Raw genomic sequence first — 16,583 nt, forward strand, 5'->3', positions numbered from 1 at the left:
GCCTAAGCATGGCTGTTCAACAAACAACCACCCAGACTACTTTGCAAGCCCGCGTAAAGCGCAAACGTTCTGCTGGAATACGCTTTTTGTCGTATACAGTCCTTACGATTACCGTTCTAGCAATTTTAGGTTTAAGCTGGTTTTTCCTGACTGCTTCGGGGTCGAGCCTGCGTTTCATGATGGCCGATACCATCATCACCACACAGCATCGGGATTGGGCCAAATATTTAATTGGCACATCCGAGTTGCAGAAACGTGTAGCCGCATATACGAAAAGCTTTGACGAAATGGGTACCGAGAAGGATTTAGGACTTGTAGAAATCGCACCTTTGCCATCTTACACACCTACCGAAGTAGTAGCCCCAGTAAAAAAAGATTTAGTCACCATCGAGAATATTTCGGGTCCCAATTTCAAAGGTAAGCTTGTAACCATTTCAGACCCTACCAAGCTTCGCATAGCAGTGCCAGAGAAAGCAGGTAAAGGGGAGAAAGTATCCTCCATGGTCAAACGTACCGGGGCGATCCTCGGTGTGAATGGCGGTGGATTTATTGACCCGAACTGGGAAGGCAATGGCTTTCAACCCGAAGGCGTTGTCATCTCAGGAGGTAAAATCTTCTACAATGACAAGGGTATGAACGGTACTGTACAGATCGTTGGGATTGATAAGCAAGGCCGAATGATTTCAGGAAAATACAAAGTATCTGAGTTGCTCGAAATGGGTGTTCAAGAAGCCGTCTCCTTCAGCCCTCGTTTCATCGTGAATGGTGTTGGTCAAGTCAAAAGTCAAGCAGATGGCTGGGGCATCGCACCGCGAACATGCATGGCTCAAACGAAGGACGGAGCGATTCTATTCGCCATTATTGATGGCAGACAAACGCACAGTATAGGTGCAACGCTCTATGATGTGCAGGAAATTTTCTTAGCGCATGGCGCAATTACCGCGGCGAACCTGGATGGTGGCGCATCAACCGTGCTGGTTCACAATAATGCTATTATTAATAAACCTTCTAGTGAATACGGAGAACGCTATCTCCCTACGGCATGGTTGCTTTTCGATCATCCTGAAACCGCTGATATTAAGAATGTTTGGGAAGGGCTGGATATTAGTAAAATTGATCCTTCCAAATGGTAACAACAAAGAAGCAGAGTACTCCTAGAAGGAGCGCTCTGCTTCTTTCATTAGAATTCTAGCGGCCTACGATGACCAAATCTTCCGCGGCTTCCGAAGCTGCGATCTCGTCTTGAATGTCATCCTCAGATTGCGAATCCTTCCACGAGCGAACTGTCTCGACTACACTTACTGCTGTGTCCTTTGCTTTACCTACGAGGTCCGTAGTTGTCGTACTCACTGTTTTGGCAGCTGCTTGCGTTTTTTGACTAACTGTACTGGCTAGTTGCACGGTTTTGTCGCTAACTACGGTAGCTCCCTCTGCAATATCACTTCGTAGTTCACGACCAGATTTTGGTGCGAACAGCAGCGCTGCTGCAGCCCCAACTAAACCGCCTACGACTGCACCGATGAGAAGATCTTTTCCTTTTTTTCCATTGGACATGTGATATCCACTCCTTATTGATCTGATTTCGCACTCCGCTGCGCCTGCCATCTCTGCCATAGCTCATACCCTGTGGTTGCCCATTCCATGATGTCGTGAATACGCTTCTGGTGCGTATGTACGACCTTTTCCGCACCTAGTAAGGAATCATTCATCATGCGTGAGGCATTGCGCAGCGTGGAAGCGACTTCCCCAACTGCCTTCCCTGCCTTTTCAACCGATTGCATACTTGGTTCTAAGGCAAGGACTTGCAAATGTACCTCTTCCGTAAGCTGCCCTAATTGCTTCATTAGATTCTCCGCATGCTCTGTTGTGTGGACAACTTGCTGCTTAACTTCAATAACCGTATCCCCTAACAAGCGAAGCGTTCGTGTAGCCGTAATGAACATACGAACGGTAAAAACAATGAGCACTAAACAAGCAGCTGCCAAGCTGACGATACTGATCTCACTCCATGTCATGTAGGTCACCTCCTATGAGCTGAAAGCTGTGAGGGTTGATGAGGCTTCTAGACGAATGCCTATGAATTACTACAGTATAGGTAGGTAGGGCTTGTTTTGACACAAACGGATTGGAAAAATTTCTGGAACCTGTCATAATGAATAACAAAATCGTGGTATTTGAGTTGGGGGAATCGAGAAATGAACCGAGAACAAGGCTTACAAGAAATTGAACGTACACGCATCATGGCAATCGTCCGTGGCGTGCAGGAGGCACACATACTGTCTGTTGCCGAAGCACTTCACCAAGGTGGCGTCACCGTTATGGAAGTAACACTAAACACACCTGGCGCTCTCACCATGATCACAAACCTCCAAAAGCAATATGGAGATCACATGTTCATCGGAGCTGGCACTGTGCTCGATCTGGAGGACGCCAAACGCGCTGTTGCTGCCGGGGCTGCTTTCCTGGTCACTCCGAATTTGGATGAGGAGGTCATCCGCTGGTCGAAGCAGGAGGGCATTCCGATCTTCCCTGGTGCGATGACGCCGACCGAAGTTGTGAAAGCATGGAAAGCCGGTGCTACGGCCGTTAAAATATTCCCAAGTGCAAGCTTAGGCTTGCCCTACATCAAGGAATTAATGGGACCATTGGATAACATCCCAATGATGGCTGTCGGAGGCGTAACCGAAGGCAATATCAAGCAATTTTTGAGCATCGGCTGCTATGGACTAGGCATTGGCGGCTCACTCATCAACCTGAAGGAAATTGAAGCTGGCAATTTCGGCTGGATCACGGATAAGGCGGTACAATTGCTCGCAGCGTCGCGTGCATAATACTGTGATGCATTAGAAAACGGAGCATGCGAATGATCGCTGCTCCGTTTTTTGCTTCTTTGTGGACTATTTAACTCTGATAGGCGGCAACTGCGTTTTTATCTCCAACTTCTACAGCAACGTCCTTCGTTTGACCATCGCGCGAAATTTTCACCTTCAAAGCATCGCCAACTGCCGCGGCTTGAACCGCTTTGGTCAGTTCTTCTGTATTCGCAATTCCTTTCCCATTCACGTCCGTAATGACATCAAACTGGCGAATTCCCGCTCTAAACGCTGGTGAACCTTGCTGTACCTCAGCAACTACCACGCCATTGGTGCTGCTTATTTTCAAATCCTGCAGCATGTCATCGGTAATATTTTGCAAAGCTACGCCAATGTAAGGGGCTGGATCTTTCGGGATGGTTTCATTGTTTTTCAATTTATCTACAACTGCGCTAATGGTACTTGCGGGGATGGCAAAGCCCATTCCCTGTGCTTCAGCGTTGACAGCCGTATTAATCCCAATGACTTCACCATTCAAATTCAATAATGGACCACCGGAGTTGCCAGGGTTAATAGCTGTATCCGTTTGTAACAAATGCTTGTAATTACGGGTGCCCTGCTCATCATCAATGCTGATTTCGCGTTCTTTGGCGCTTAACACCCCTGTTGTAACGGAATAATCGAAGTCATACGGGTTTCCAATCGCAACAACCCACTCGCCTACTTCGGCTGCATCCGAATCTCCGATTTTCAGCGCTGGAAAAGCTTTGTCTCCTTGAATTTTGAGTACAGCCAAATCTAAATCATAGCTGTTCCCGAGCAGCGTCGCTTTAAATGGGGTATCATACCCTTGTACGTAAACATCGATTTCATCTGCGCCTTCAATTACATGCTCGTTCGTTACTATATAGCCACTATCTTCAAAAATAAAGCCAGATCCGATTCCATTCTCGATCGTATCACCACTTTGCGCTCCTTGCTGCGAATTTCTACGAGTGCTTGGTGAACTTGTTTGTTTGACTTTCGTTTCAATTTTGACAATGGCCGGACTCGACGCCTTCGTTATTTGTGAAATGCTATTGGTCCCTAAATTGTTCAGCGACGCAGTTTGGACACCTGCTGCTGTATTCGCAGCTGCCGCCACGGTTGCGCTGGACTGCACCGTTTGCGTATCATAGCCAAAAAGGTTCAATTTGTCCGAAGTGAACATTAAACCGCCAACGACAACCGCACCAGCCATAAAAGCTGCAAAGATTGGCTTGACTCTCGAGCTGCTTGGTTTGCGCTCCACTTTTATATCATTCAAGTTCACGTTATTGTTCATATCTTCATTCATACGATTACCGCCTCTCGATTGCTATCATTTTGTTGTCTTGCCGATAGATCAAGTATAGAACGCTAACCTGAAGTGTTACTTAAACTGGGCTGATAGCTGTATGAATGTTAGCTGAAAGTATGCTGAAGGGTAGGGGAGATAAAAAACACCTGTTCCTGGACACATTGGTCCGCAGAATCAGGTGTTGTTTTAAAAATATTAATTAATGAATCCGGCTTTACTTAGGAAGCGTTTCAGCATAGCAGCGGCTTCTGCACGAGTCGCTAGGTTGCTAGAGCCGATGGTTGTATCCGTCAAACCATTGATAATACCGGCATCGATAGCCCTAGCAATTTCTTTCTGTGCCCAAATAATTTTGTCAGAATCGCTGAATTTGCTTAATAACTCGAATTGCTGTGAATCAGAAAGATTTGATTTCAATCCTGCGTAGTTCATTGTTCGTACAATCATAGCGGCAAGTTCTTCACGAGTGATCTGAGCATCTGGCTTAAACGAACCATCTTCATATCCATCGATAATGCCCGCTTTGGCTGCAGTTGCAACTGTCGCTGCGTACCAATCGGAAGCTTGGACATCGCTGAATGTCGATGTTGTAGTTTCCAGGTTTAAACCTAATGAACGAACAGCCAAGGCCGCAAATTCCGCACGTGTAATGTGAAGGTCAGGAGCGAATGTTGTATCTGTCATACCATCAATCACGAGCTTATTGGCAAGGAGACTTACATCACCCTTAGACCAGTGGGAAATCGTATCTGTAAAGTTTTTGTTCATTTCGACAACCGTGTAGATGCTATTGCCGTTACGCTTCAGTGTAGCAACTGTTTTGCCATCTTTAATTTCAAAGATTGCAGGAACAAAGCTTAGCTTCTTCGTTGTTTCATTGTAGAGAACGCCAGTAACCATCTTGGTATCTACAACATTTGAGATGTTAATCGAACGTGAAACATACGTTTTGCCAAAATCAATCGAAGTTGTTTTGTCTCCAGGACCTAGAGCAATGACATTAAAATCTACGGCATCAGTGATGGCTTTAGCACCAATTGTAGTGGCTGCAGAAGTAACCGCATCAGCGGAATCACCAGTTAGCTTCGTAATACTTACTTTGATCTTCAAATCCTTAATGGAGATACCTAGCGATTTGGCTAGAGCATTCAGATCTAATATTGAAAGAGGAAGTATATAAGTTCCATTGTCTGAACGTACAGTCATTGTGGAGCCCACTTTACCTACAGCATCAACTAAAGCAGAAGCTGGAATAAGGGCGATGTCACCGGATAATTTGAGTTCTATATTCGCATATGAAGCTAGTGCATTTTTCAGGCTATCTTCGTTAACTTCACCGTTAGTAGGAACATTAATACTAGTCCCAGTTACTGGTGGTATCCAACTACCTCCTCCACCATACCCCCCGCCACAGTAACTCGTGCATCCTGGCACATCAGGATTGGCATCAGTCGCGTACACGCGGCTAGATACTGTAGAATTATATTGGCCTGCTAAATATACGGCGTCATATACATTAGCTGTTATCCCTGTATTGAACGTGAAATTGTAGTATGTAACGCCATTTACTGTCTCCGTGTTCGTGTAATTAGACATGTAAGCTTTCTTCAACAGACTGTTATCAGGAGCATACACATTCAGATAAACGGCGCCAGATACATTGTCATAAACGTCACTATAAACAGTTGCTGTCACATTGCCAGTCGTCTTGTCGTATGTGTACGACTTTATACCTAGCGTCGCCCCGAAGGCAATCACTGGTACTAGAATAGAAACGATCATGAATAGAGCCAAAGCATGAGATATTTTCCCCATCATTGATTTCACTCTGAATGCACTCCTTTTTCTCTCTATTTGACTTGATCTTGAATCGAACTGATTATTTGTGATCATCTATAGATTCACCTCCTCTACTACCTATGTAGTATAGACTTCGATAGATTAGGTTCCATTTCAGTCCGTACATTGGAAATTTGTACCAAAAACAATTCCAATTTGGATTTATATGGAATTATATATAGATAAAAGAACCCCCACTTCGACTAACTTCTCTCCAATTGCCTCTCCAGCACTCGAGTTAGTCGGTTTCATCGACTAACTTCTCTCCAGTGCCAGTGGCGCTCTCCTATCGAGGCCATTTTGCAGAATACTTATACTTTCCTACGTGGTAAAAAAAAGATAAGCAGACAATGTCTGCTTATCTCATTCAAAACTATTTATTTTTACGTATGATATACACACATTTGTTAGCACCTTTGGCGAGACATTCTGTACGTTCTACTTGGGCATCGAGCAAATTGCGAAACAGTGCTAATTCACACTGACATGCCTGCTGAAAGGTATTGGCCACCTTCGCAATGGGGCAGTTATGCTCATTAAAGATATAAGCATCATCACCTTGCGCGGACCAGTCAACCATGTAGCCATTCTCATTCTGAATGTGTGCTAGTTCAGCCACGCGCTCTTCTAAGCTTTTGGCTTGCATCCTTGACTGATAGCGAGCTTCGAGCTTCCCCTGCCTACCTTCAAAGAGCCGTTCGATTTTATCTTGACCTTCGTCTTCTAATAACTCGTCTAATAAATCCAAAGTTAACTGCGAATATTTCTTGGGAAATAATTCGTCAGCCTGTGGTGCTAAGGTATACACATTTGTAGGACGTCCCATAGCTTGCCTTACGAGCTTAGCCTCGAGCAAATCATCCTTCTCCATCGAATGAATATGTCGTCTAACGGCCATCTCTGTAATCCCAAGTTGTTTAGCCATATCTTGTACACTTAACGGTCCCTGCGTTTTGAGCATAGAAAGAATCACTTTACGCGTCGATGTTTCTAGTGTTTGATTCACGCTCTCACCTGCCCCCGGAACTCGTTTAGGTCTCATTTTACAGCATCACAGGCAATAAGTAAATTATGAAACACTTATGTATGTTATGCCAATTCGCTTTTGATAAATGCACGAACCGATGCCGCGAATTCCTCAAAAGCCGCTGGGAGTTTCGGTATTAATGGATGCAAGTCCTGTCGTGGCCATTCTACAAAGTCCTGTACTAACGGCTTGCGCAGCTTCACTAATTGCAGCAGCGTTTCCGTCAAAGACTCTGAATAAGCCCCTTCTCCATGTACGATTTCTACGATGTCTTCGTAGCTGCTTGCATCTCTTAATATAAAAGCATCAATGAGCAAGCTCCCAATATCCGTCACGGTTTCTATCGCCAAATGTAGTACTCTTTCTTGCGAAAGCTGCCAAGTCAGATCCTTCTTACCTTGGGCCCACTGCGCCTCTAATTGCTGACTCGCCTCAGCTAGTACCGACAAGAACTGAATGCGCCCATCAATTTGTTCATGATTAATAAAATACATGGTCTATCTCCGTCCTCTTTTTCGCCATTTCGTCCAAACCAACATCGCAAAAAAAGTGATAATAACCAAAAATATGAGCAAAACCGCCTGCATCAGATATTCATAACTCACGTTCATTCACCCTCTTGATTGATCTCTTTACATGCTATCAACAGTTTATCTCGGGTAGGTGAGAGCGTCAAGCCGCGCGGGCTTTCATTCCTAAAAGCATTGTCCTCCCCAAGGGATCATGTTACAGTGAAACGAGAGAAAAAAGGAGAATTTGACTGATGTTATCTAAGCCCAAACTGTCAGAAATCGACATTGTACGTGCGTTTGCCATCTTTGCCGTCGTACTCATTCATGGTACCTCTGGCGCCACTCAACTTCCTGTAGGGACAGGCTCCCAGACTTTCTTTTTCATCCTGAACAAAGCTAGCTTATTTACCGTTCCTTTGTTCATCTGGATTAGTGGTCTGGTTTTATTTTACTCGTATTATGATCGCTGGGAGCCAGGGATGGCACGTGTTTTTTGGACAAAAAGACTGCAAAAGATATTAATTCCTTATGTCATTTGGTCCATCTTCTATTATTTATATAATCAAATCATGTTTCATGGCACGATACAGGTCGATGCGTTTCATCTATTTAAATTGCTCCTTTCGGGCAATGCAAGCTATCATCTCTATTACATTGTCATTATCGTTCAATTCTATGCGCTGTTCCCCTTGATGATGGCTGCGATCAAACGTTACGCATGGCTGCGCCGCGGCCTGATTCCTCTAGGTATCGGCATTCAAGCGGCTTCCTATACCTTTCATCATTGGGTAATCCCGCTGCCTGAATATGCCTCGTTGTGCTTAAGCTATATGGCTACGTTCTGCTTCGGTGCCTTTATGGGCATTTATTATCCAACGCTAGTGACTTGGGTGATTCGTTTCAAAAGGTGGATATGGATCTCCGTCTATGTGGCCGGTGGCGCTTATGTCGGTATGCTCCTGCTTCAGCAATATGGTCTTGCTGTAATCGAAAATACTTGGTTCGAGCTAGCTCTGCTCGTTTACTGCCTGACCATCCCACTCGTCTGTGTGCCGTGGGCGCGCAGCCAGCTGGCGCTCGGCTCACGCTTCAGCGCCTTTTTATCTGCCTTAGGCGCAGCCTCCTTCGGCATTTATCTCGTGCATCCCGCGATTCTCACCCTGTGGGATCGCGTTACGCCAGAGCCAGCGCCTGGGCGCCTCTGGCTCTATGATGTGCACACCGCAGCAGCCGTAGTTATCGGGCTGCTGGGCGCTTTGCTGCTCACGCGCGGCTACGCTCGCGCAGTCCAAAAAGGTTCCGCTCGCAGATGAGCGGAACCTTTCTATTTCATGCGCGCTAGCCATGCCCAGCGCCGCTGCTGTCTGCGGCTGTAGCGAGGCAAGCCGCGGTAAATGTCCAGCGCTTCGCGATACGCGCGCTTGGCATCTTCCTGGCGGCCGAGCTGTTGATACAGCTGGCCGAGTCGGTAGTAAGCCTCGACCGAGGAAGAGTGCAGGTCGCGGAATTGTTCAATAAACTGCGCCGCACGCTTCGGTAGCTGGGGAGCCAGAGCCTCGCCGAGGCGCAGGTAGGCTTCACCATATTTTACACGAGGATTGAGTTCGATCGCTTTCAGCATAAAGGATTCACCCTCGGCGATTCGGCCGAGTTTCAGTTGACACAGTCCAATTTCGTAATGAACATCGGCAGATTCCTGCATGATCGGTAGTGTTTGCTCCAAGTAGGGCAGCGCCTCTTGAAATTTTTTGCGTTCAATCAGAATGCGCGCCAATTCCAGCTTCGCTGATGTATTGTGCGGGTTCGCATGGAGATCAATTCGCAGTCGTGATGCTCTTCGATTTAACTGAAACGGTCTCCAAATATTCGGCAGGATGCCAACGTATCTTCTGTCCAGCATATACAGAATGACGAGTAAAATGAGTAATGCTAGAAACGGATTACCAACGATCCGCCAGAGTAATCCAAATAGTAGTATTTTGATTAGCATGGTGTACTCCCCCTTTTTCAACTTCCTTATACTACCATATTATGCTGATTATGTTTACCCCTCCCTTAAGAAAAAAAAGTCTTAAAGGCAAGGAGCCTCTATCATTCGAGATTTTTCGCCAGCAGTGCTATACTAGAAAGAAAAAAGGGAGCTTTGACATGAAAGATTCGCATAAGGCTATATGGCTTAAGAGAAAGAAACTAGGCCGCTCTAGATATTTAATTATGTTCGGGATTGTACCTTGGGGAATCGGCGCTGCGATCCTCACGACCTTGCTTGAATATATAAGCTTCCAATCCGTTAATTCCGCTTGGATTCCTATTCGACTAATCGTATTCGCTTTCATCGGTTTTTTCGTTGCGAATGGACGCTGGGTAGCGATGGAATACCGCTTTGAGCCGCCTGCTCCTAGACGACCGTAAGGTCGTTTTTTTCATATTCAAACACTTGGTGTAAACCAAATTTCCCGGAAATCAATCCAGCCCAAATCGTTGATCGTTACTCCTTTAATCGAGTCATGATACGTCGTTTGTTGGGATCGATGCAGGACGAAAAGAAACGATTTCTCCTCTTGAAGCTCGGCAATCAATTGATGTAATCCACAAATACGCTCATCCAGGTTAGGATTACTCAGAATCCCCTCCATTTTCGAATCCACCCACACCAGCCGCTCTTCATTCAAATGTGCACGTACATAACTGTTGCTTTGTTTCAATGTTTGGATGATATGAAGGTCATAATTGCTTTCCATACAAATGTGATAAAAAATAAGATCGGCTTCATCAATGGTGTACCTCTGCGTCATGTCGGACTCACTCCGAATCGTGATCTCGATCGGAATGCCAATCTGCGCACACTGCTGGCAAATCCACATGGCGTCCTCATTGTTATTCCGATAGACATACATATGTAACGTCTCGCCGTTGTAGCCCATTTCATTTAGCAAACGCTTTGCTTCTGCAAAATCCGTTCTTGACCTCACTAGCGGCTCCATTGTCGGGATAAAACTGCTTGCCGGCGCTTCTCGAAAACCACCCAGCTCGCCAATCATACGCTCACGATCTATGACCAAATCAACCGCTTTACGAAAGTTACGATGGCACTGCGGCCCTCTCTTATTGCGATTAAATGTTAATAAACTGCACCCCATAATGGTTTGTTCAATTTGATGCCATTCTGAATCTTTATCAATCACGCCTACCGGCTTACTCGAATTCGATTGCCCACGATACACTTGGATCTTATCCCAGCTTGGTGTTGATTCCTGCAGATCCGAGGGCAGCAGCCAAAATTCGATGAGATCCATATGCGGCCTCACACCGAAATAACTATCAAATGCTCGCAGCTTGCAAATATAATCATCGTTCCGCTCTAGCCTGAAAGGCCCCGTCCCAATGGGCATTCGCCCAAAAATCGATTCATTATCCCGGCATATTTCCTCGGGAACAATCGCCATAGACGTATGTGCCAGCTGTTGAAGAAACAGCACATTCGGCTGGCTTAATTCAATAGCAACCGAACTTCGATTCAGCACGGTAATCGTCTCAATGCTTTCGGTCATCCATCCTTGCGTGGCAGCCTGGCCAAGCTTCTTTAGTCGCGCCAAAGAGTAACTTACATCATGCGCTGTCATCTCTCTGCCATGATGGAACAGCACGCCTTTTCGCAAATAAAACGTATAATGCAAACCATCCTCGCTGATTTCCCAGTAATGGGCCAAGTGCGGCTCGATCACCCTTGTCTGCGGATTATATCGTATGAGAGTATCGAAAATTTGACTCACTAGATGGAAGTCAAACGCAAAAAAAGTGTGCGCAGGATCCAGCGTCACTAACCATTTATAAACAGGTACACGCAATGTATCCTTAAACCGCTCCTCAAGCTCAACCGTCCGGTAGCCAAAAAAGCTGAACAACCACTCGATAAAGGAGTCCTGAAGTGCTTCTCCCTTGCCTAGTTGATGAATCAGCTCAATTGTGCCTAAATAATCGCCGCGATTAGCAAGCGACATCGCTTGTTTCGAGATCATGTCTTCCGATGAGACCAAAAAAGTAAGCTCTGAGATGTTCCCTCTTCCCCGACCGGGTTTCCAGGAAATCCAATTTTGATCACTCATCTTTTTCAATAAAATTTTTACATTCCGTGTCGAGCAATATAATCTTTCCGCTAATTCTTCTAATGTAATGGGCTGCGGTTTATGCTCAACACCATGCTCAAAACCCGCGCGTAGCTCCAGAAAATGAGTAAGTAGCTGCATCTTCAACGTCCTTTCGATAAAAGGGGAAATCATTGAAGTGAATTATACTCTTTTTGTTCCCCTTATTCTAGCGTAAACTAAACGTATCAGGAAAAGAAAGGAAAGTGACTCTCGTATGCAACCAACAGACCTCTATGTTTCAGAGAAATTAATGGAGTGGCAACAGCACGATTTGGAAAGCCAGTCCCGCGAGCATTGGAAATGGCAATCCGTTAGAAAAAGAAAAGTCTACGTACTTCTAACTAGCTTATTCTTCTGGATTTAATTCTATTACGTATGGAAACCACCACTACAATCAGAATGAGCGCACACACAATACCAACTCCGTCGACGACAACATCGATGCCGTGCCCCGTTCGGTCCTTTACGAACGATTGATGCCATTCATCCGACATTGCGTAGAGCAATGAAATTGGGAAGGAGCTGATCAAAGCTATGTTCATTCTGACAGGTTTTGCAAGTAAAGCTATTGACCAAAGCAGGGCAAGCACAGCGTATTCGCTAACGTGCCCTGCTTTTCTTATGAAGAATTCAATCAAATTAATGGGATCTTGCCATGAAATCACTTGCTGATCATAGGTAAACTTCACTTTGGGGATATGTTCTTTCAACTTTTCAGTGGAAAATTTCGATTCTAAGTATGGCTTCAAGCTCTGCTGCTGGTATGGCTCGGCAGACTTCATATAGATGAAAGCCATCCATAGAATGGCTGCTACTAGGAACACGTAGAATACCGTCTTCGATCGTGTTAACTTCGGCATAACGGCCCCTTTCTCACTCACGGATTCATTTTCTTGCGAATACTGAATAAAGCAAAAAATTCAATAACCATTAAATTCACAGCGGATACGCCATAAAATGCCATCCCAAACATCATCTGAAACTGATCTGTCGTTACAGACTTCCACCACAAAGCTGCAAGACCCGTCAGTACAATATTTAACGCCGTCGTGATCCAAAAGGAGAATCCTAAACGGTTCGTTTTTCGCATCAAAAGTACACCAATCACAAAAGGCACAACGAAAGCGATACCCAAGTAAATCCAATACAATACTGCGTTTGACACTTCTACGTCACTCCCAAACGTTCAACTAGTTTATATTACTAGGTTAGCATGAACATACGCACGAAAACAACGTTCGGCCCCGCTTTGCAACAGAATCGACATAGAGCATCTAAGATACACATTTGCAAGAAAAATCCTGAATGACAGGTATTGCCTGCCACGATATATTCATGTATAATACAAAAAGTCGACGTTTGTAAGCGACAACACGGGGCCTTAGCTCAGCTGGGAGAGCGCATCGCTGGCAGCGATGAGGTCAGGGGTTCGATCCCCCTAGGCTCCATACAATAAAAACCACGATCCTTTGGGATCGTGGTTTTTTGTATGGATCATGGGGGTGAGAACCCCTCAGGGTTCGCCCGCGCGGACGTAGCGAAGCGGAGGAGCACGGCGTCTGAATCCACCGCTAAAAGTCTTCTTCGATTACGCTTCGTCAGCCATTTCAATCAAGATTCGGACATCCCCCTAGGCTCCATACAATAAAAACCACGATCCTTTGGGATCGTGGTTTTTTGTATGGATCATGGGGGTGAGAACCCCTCAGGGTTCGCCCGCGCGGACGTAGCGAAGCGGAGGAGCACGGCGTCTGAATCTACCGCTAAAAGTCTTCTTCGATTACGCTTCGTCAGCCATTTCAATCAAGATTCGGACATCCCCCTATGCTCCATACAATAAAAACCACGATCTTTTGGGATCGTGGTTTTTTGTATGGATCATGGGGTGAGAACCCCTCAGGGTTCGCCCGCGCGGACGTAGCGTAGCGGAGGAGCACGGCGTCTGAATCTACCTCTTAAATCCTCGTCGAGTTCCCTGCGTCAGCCATTTTAATCAGGATTCGGACATCCCTTTTCCACCCTATAAATAATGCATCGTTACCTCACTTCTGACTAAAAATCTTGCATTAATACCCGTCTGCCCAATCCCCTTTGATATGTAGTAAGCCCCATATTGATTTGTATGCAGCCCCTTATATATCCCCATGCGGGGTAATTTACCCGCGTCTTTCAATTTAAACAAAAATGGAATATTAAATTGTTTGCCATGCAAATGTCCAGCCATTAAATAATCATAGGACTTATTTAAATGTAGAACGATGTTAGGATCGTGCGTAATAATAACTTTAGGTTTAGCTTGGTCAACATTTTGAAACGATTTTTCTATGTTGCTCTTGCCTGAATCAAAATCATCAATGCCAATAAGTTCAATTTGATCTACATGTACCGATTCATTTCTTAATACATGTAAGCCATATTTCCTTAATAGTTTTATTAGATCCATGACATTTTTTTGCTGATAATCATGGTTGCCGAGTACACAATAAATGGGTACATGTCCAATAGTCATAGCTCTTAGATACTTCTCTAGTTTGAAGAGACTATTACGATGTTTGGTAAAATCACCTGTAATACAAATAAGGTTTGGTTTTTCATTATTGATAATAGTAGTTAGTTTGGTAGGACTTATTCTTAAACGTTCTACATGCAAGTCACTAATCTGTAGGATTTTTAAATTTAAATCCAGAGGATATGTAATCCGTTCAATTTTTAGCCATTGTGTAGGTAAGATAAAATTAATATACAAGAAGAAGAGTATTAGAATCACTATGTATAAATAGATCACTTCACCATTCTCCTCACCTAGCAGATTCATTTTTATTAAATTAATATTTATTCTAGATAAATCTGGAATATCCCTTTTATTATTTCTCCCATTGATGTACTGGTTTGAAAAAATTCGGGGTGGGCTTTCTTAAGTCCCAAAATCCAGAAAAATCCAATCGTAGAGGTTTTTGTAATACCTAGTACACCTGCTGATACTTGGAAATTGTATATCTCATATAATAATCCCATGTAAATTATTCAGTCGATACGCAGTCAATATGTTTTCCAGCTACCCTGAAGGAGAGTGACAATTTTGGATGATCAATATCATTTGGCTGAATCGAAATCTAAATTCTGGTACCTGACCAACCATGATAAGGAAGGTGGAAACCTTCATGTTTGATATCCCCTTTCTAAGACCCAAGCTTGTAGTGAAAGAAGAGTATATGGACTATTTGAAGCAGATTGATGATTCTAGATCCTATACCAATTATGGAGCCTTGAACACAAGCTTTGAACAGCAATTAATTCAAGATTTATTTCAAGGCGAAGGATATGCCGTAACTGTCAATAACGCAACAACAGGACTTATCCTAGCTATCTCCCAGATCAAACGCCCAGGTAAATATGCGCTGATGCCTAGTTTCACGTTCGCAGCAACACCATTAGCTGCAATGTGGTGCGGATTGGAGCCTTATTTTATAGATGTAAACGAACGTGACTGGTGCATGAATGAAGAGCTGCTGCAGCAAGTGATCCAACAATTAGGGGATGAGGTTGCTGTTGTGATCCCCTATGCGACCTTTGGAACGAATATGGATACAAGCTTTTATGAAGCCCTGCAAGAACGTAATATCCCCGTAGTTATTGATGCTGCGGCAAGCATAGGGTCTAGGATGAATCAGCATTTTGGTCAAGGCTTTTCAGGCGCTGTTGTATTTAGCTTTCATGCAACGAAGGGCTTTGGGATTGGGGAAGGCGGTCTCATATACAGTAGTGATAAAGAGACAATCAATAGGGTGCGACAAGCGTCTAACTTCGGGTTTAACGAAGATCGAGAATCCATGCAAAGGGGTCTTAATGGGAAAGTGTCGGAATACGCAGCTGCAATCGGACTCGCCACACTCCATGTATTTCATCAGAAAAAGCAAAAGCGCGAGCAAATTTTTGACTGGTATATGGAGGAGCTTGAGCAAACAGGGCTCCTTGATCTTGGCTGGCAACTGCAAGAAGTAAGAGGGAGCGTTGCCTATTCATTCTTTTCTTTGTTATGCCCTGAAAAAAGAAGCAATGCCTATTTCGTTGAAAAGCTAGCCAAACATGGCATTCAAGCCCGTACTTATTTTACCCCATCCTGCCATAAACAGACTGCTTTTCAGTCTTATCCTCGAACATCTCTTCATATAACCGAACAAATTGGAAGGCGGATCATCAATTTGCCGTTGTGGGAAGACATGGATCAAGGGCATGTACAAAAGATTTTGCGAGGGCTTTCACATGAAGGATAGCAAGCTTGTCATTTGGGGCTGCGGAGGGATGGGCCGCGAGGTTAACCATTTGTGTGAACTGCTGAATATTGAGGTTATAGGTTTTCTAGATGAACGGTCGGAGATGTGTGGACAGTTAATTGATGAAATACCAGTACTTGGTGACTTGCCGGATATTATTCACCTTCGTGATCAAGTAAAGGTCGTATGCGCTGGCGTCGGAAGCCCTCAATTAAAAAAAAGGCTCGTTCAGAAAACTAAAGATTTCGGTTTTTCGTTTGCAGATAGCCTTGTACATCCCGCTGTACAACTCTCAAGAAAGATTCAAATGGGAATCGGATCTATTATTGGTGCAGGAACCATCATGACAATTAATGTTCACATTGGTCACTTTGTTATCGTTAATAGCAGCGTAACCCTTGCCCATGATGTCAGAATATTTGACTATGTCACCCTATCTCCTGGTGTTAACTTAAGTGGAAATGTCACGGTGGAGGAGGGGGTTTTTATAGGAGTTGGATCTGCTGTTCGTGAGAAAATTACTATTGGCCCTTGGTCGATGATAGGCGGAGGAGCTTTTGTAAAGGATCAAGTGCCCGGAGGGGTATTATATGCTGGCGTCCCAGCCGTATTTAAAAAGAATCTGTCGTAA

17 protein-coding genes and 1 tRNA gene are annotated in these 16,583 nt (G+C 44.6%); 7 read left to right on the forward strand and 11 right to left on the reverse strand.

All coding sequences use genetic code 11. The features are described 5' to 3' along the window. Positions 1-8: 8 nt before the first annotated feature. The gene (locus L6I86_RS06950; RefSeq protein ID WP_056616459.1) at positions 9-1,133 is read left to right on the forward strand and encodes a phosphodiester glycosidase family protein; all 1,125 of its coding nucleotides are present in this window, start codon (positions 9-11) and stop codon (positions 1,131-1,133) included. A gap of 55 nt (positions 1,134-1,188) precedes the next feature. On the opposite strand, the gene L6I86_RS06955 is transcribed toward L6I86_RS06950, so the two are convergent. Both L6I86_RS06955 and L6I86_RS06960 read right to left on the reverse strand, forming a co-directional pair. Next, a complete protein-coding gene (locus L6I86_RS06955) occupies positions 1,189-1,554 on the reverse strand; it encodes a YtxH domain-containing protein (RefSeq protein WP_236285853.1) in 366 nt (121 codons plus the stop codon). Positions 1,555-1,568: 14 nt separating this feature from the next. Then, entirely contained in the window at positions 1,569-2,015 is a 447-nt protein-coding gene (locus L6I86_RS06960) for a DUF948 domain-containing protein (protein ID WP_236285854.1), read from the reverse strand. A 180-nt stretch (positions 2,016-2,195) separates the two neighbouring features. Here L6I86_RS06960 and L6I86_RS06965 point away from each other — a divergent pair, with 180 nt between their 5' ends. Then, positions 2,196-2,831, forward strand: coding sequence for a bifunctional 4-hydroxy-2-oxoglutarate aldolase/2-dehydro-3-deoxy-phosphogluconate aldolase (locus L6I86_RS06965; RefSeq protein ID WP_236285855.1), 636 nt, complete (start codon positions 2,196-2,198; stop codon positions 2,829-2,831). Positions 2,832-2,901: 70 nt separating this feature from the next. On the opposite strand, the gene L6I86_RS06970 is transcribed toward L6I86_RS06965, so the two are convergent. From L6I86_RS06970 to L6I86_RS06985, 4 genes are all read right to left on the reverse strand, one after another. Further along, the gene (locus L6I86_RS06970) at positions 2,902-4,149 is read right to left on the reverse strand and encodes a S1C family serine protease (protein WP_236285856.1); all 1,248 of its coding nucleotides are present in this window, start codon (positions 4,147-4,149) and stop codon (positions 2,902-2,904) included. Between the two features lie 198 nt (positions 4,150-4,347). After that, positions 4,348-5,970 (reverse strand): S-layer homology domain-containing protein, encoded by a 1,623-nt coding sequence (locus tag L6I86_RS06975; RefSeq protein ID WP_236286322.1) that lies wholly within the window; start codon positions 5,968-5,970, stop codon positions 4,348-4,350. A 394-nt stretch (positions 5,971-6,364) separates the two neighbouring features. Continuing rightward, entirely contained in the window at positions 6,365-6,997 is a 633-nt protein-coding gene (locus tag L6I86_RS06980; RefSeq protein ID WP_276574810.1) for a helix-turn-helix transcriptional regulator, read from the reverse strand. Between the two features lie 83 nt (positions 6,998-7,080). After that, on the reverse strand, positions 7,081-7,512 hold the full coding sequence (locus tag L6I86_RS06985) for a DUF86 domain-containing protein (protein ID WP_236285857.1): 432 nt from the start codon (positions 7,510-7,512) through the stop codon (positions 7,081-7,083). Between the two features lie 269 nt (positions 7,513-7,781). Between L6I86_RS06985 and L6I86_RS06990 the strand changes: the two genes are divergently transcribed. Beyond that, complete coding sequence (locus tag L6I86_RS06990) at positions 7,782-8,843, forward strand: acyltransferase (protein WP_236285858.1); 1,062 nt, start codon at positions 7,782-7,784, stop codon at positions 8,841-8,843. Between the two features lie 11 nt (positions 8,844-8,854). Here the strand turns inward: L6I86_RS06990 and L6I86_RS06995 are convergent, their stop codons facing one another. Continuing rightward, the gene (locus L6I86_RS06995) at positions 8,855-9,520 is read right to left on the reverse strand and encodes a tetratricopeptide repeat protein (RefSeq protein ID WP_236285859.1); all 666 of its coding nucleotides are present in this window, start codon (positions 9,518-9,520) and stop codon (positions 8,855-8,857) included. A gap of 158 nt (positions 9,521-9,678) precedes the next feature. On the opposite strand from L6I86_RS06995, the gene L6I86_RS07000 reads away from it, so the two are divergent. Further along, positions 9,679-9,942: a hypothetical protein gene (locus L6I86_RS07000; RefSeq protein WP_056616503.1), complete on the forward strand. Its 264-nt coding sequence runs from the start codon at positions 9,679-9,681 to the stop codon at positions 9,940-9,942. A 17-nt stretch (positions 9,943-9,959) separates the two neighbouring features. Here L6I86_RS07000 and L6I86_RS07005 read toward each other — a convergent pair whose 3' ends face one another. The 3 genes from L6I86_RS07005 to L6I86_RS07015 all read right to left on the reverse strand — a co-directional run bounded on the left by L6I86_RS07005 (position 9,960) and on the right by L6I86_RS07015 (position 12,843). Further along, on the reverse strand, positions 9,960-11,777 hold the full coding sequence (locus tag L6I86_RS07005) for an SgrR family transcriptional regulator (RefSeq protein ID WP_236285860.1): 1,818 nt from the start codon (positions 11,775-11,777) through the stop codon (positions 9,960-9,962). 242 nt (positions 11,778-12,019) lie between these two features. Beyond that, positions 12,020-12,538 (reverse strand): VanZ family protein, encoded by a 519-nt coding sequence (locus L6I86_RS07010; protein WP_236285861.1) that lies wholly within the window; start codon positions 12,536-12,538, stop codon positions 12,020-12,022. A gap of 17 nt (positions 12,539-12,555) precedes the next feature. After that, complete coding sequence (locus tag L6I86_RS07015; protein ID WP_171633970.1) at positions 12,556-12,843, reverse strand: hypothetical protein; 288 nt, start codon at positions 12,841-12,843, stop codon at positions 12,556-12,558. Between the two features lie 210 nt (positions 12,844-13,053). On the opposite strand from L6I86_RS07015, the gene L6I86_RS07020 reads away from it, so the two are divergent. Further along, positions 13,054-13,126, forward strand: a tRNA-Ala gene (locus tag L6I86_RS07020). 572 nt (positions 13,127-13,698) lie between these two features. On the opposite strand, the gene L6I86_RS07025 is transcribed toward L6I86_RS07020, so the two are convergent. Then, on the reverse strand, positions 13,699-14,445 hold the full coding sequence (locus L6I86_RS07025; RefSeq protein WP_236285862.1) for a metallophosphoesterase: 747 nt from the start codon (positions 14,443-14,445) through the stop codon (positions 13,699-13,701). A 394-nt stretch (positions 14,446-14,839) separates the two neighbouring features. On the opposite strand from L6I86_RS07025, the gene L6I86_RS07030 reads away from it, so the two are divergent. Both L6I86_RS07030 and L6I86_RS07035 read left to right on the forward strand, forming a co-directional pair. Continuing rightward, a complete protein-coding gene (locus L6I86_RS07030) occupies positions 14,840-15,952 on the forward strand; it encodes a DegT/DnrJ/EryC1/StrS family aminotransferase (RefSeq protein WP_236286332.1) in 1,113 nt (370 codons plus the stop codon). Then, positions 15,912-16,583, forward strand: a complete 672-nt coding sequence (locus L6I86_RS07035; protein WP_236285863.1) for an acetyltransferase — start codon at positions 15,912-15,914, stop codon at positions 16,581-16,583. The genes L6I86_RS07030 and L6I86_RS07035 overlap by 41 nt, the downstream gene beginning before the upstream one ends.

Origin of the sequence: Paenibacillus allorhizoplanae (assembly GCF_927798215.1) — a bacterium.
GTDB lineage: Bacteria > Bacillota > Bacilli > Paenibacillales > NBRC-103111 > Paenibacillus_E > Paenibacillus_E allorhizoplanae.

Excerpts from the sequence above, each read along its gene's own strand:
- L6I86_RS06995 (WP_236285859.1), bottom strand. The coding sequence starts at position 9,520 with ATGCTAATCAAAATACTACTATTTGGATTACTCTGGCGGATCGTTGGT.
- L6I86_RS06990 (WP_236285858.1), top strand. The coding sequence starts at position 7,782 with ATGTTATCTAAGCCCAAACTGTCAGAAATCGACATTGTACGTGCGTTT.
- L6I86_RS06950 (WP_056616459.1), top strand. The coding sequence starts at position 9 with ATGGCTGTTCAACAAACAACCACCCAGACTACTTTGCAAGCCCGCGTA.
- L6I86_RS07010 (WP_236285861.1), bottom strand. The coding sequence starts at position 12,538 with ATGCCGAAGTTAACACGATCGAAGACGGTATTCTACGTGTTCCTAGTA.
- L6I86_RS07030 (WP_236286332.1), top strand. The coding sequence starts at position 14,840 with ATGTTTGATATCCCCTTTCTAAGACCCAAGCTTGTAGTGAAAGAAGAG.
- L6I86_RS06970 (WP_236285856.1), bottom strand. The coding sequence starts at position 4,149 with ATGAATGAAGATATGAACAATAACGTGAACTTGAATGATATAAAAGTG.
- L6I86_RS06965 (WP_236285855.1), top strand. The coding sequence starts at position 2,196 with ATGAACCGAGAACAAGGCTTACAAGAAATTGAACGTACACGCATCATG.
- L6I86_RS07005 (WP_236285860.1), bottom strand. The coding sequence starts at position 11,777 with ATGCAGCTACTTACTCATTTTCTGGAGCTACGCGCGGGTTTTGAGCAT.
- L6I86_RS07035 (WP_236285863.1), top strand. The coding sequence starts at position 15,912 with ATGTACAAAAGATTTTGCGAGGGCTTTCACATGAAGGATAGCAAGCTT.
- L6I86_RS06985 (WP_236285857.1), bottom strand. The coding sequence starts at position 7,512 with ATGTATTTTATTAATCATGAACAAATTGATGGGCGCATTCAGTTCTTG.
- L6I86_RS06975 (WP_236286322.1), bottom strand. The coding sequence starts at position 5,970 with ATGATGGGGAAAATATCTCATGCTTTGGCTCTATTCATGATCGTTTCT.
- L6I86_RS06955 (WP_236285853.1), bottom strand. The coding sequence starts at position 1,554 with ATGTCCAATGGAAAAAAAGGAAAAGATCTTCTCATCGGTGCAGTCGTA.
- L6I86_RS06960 (WP_236285854.1), bottom strand. The coding sequence starts at position 2,015 with ATGACATGGAGTGAGATCAGTATCGTCAGCTTGGCAGCTGCTTGTTTA.
- L6I86_RS07000 (WP_056616503.1), top strand. The coding sequence starts at position 9,679 with ATGAAAGATTCGCATAAGGCTATATGGCTTAAGAGAAAGAAACTAGGC.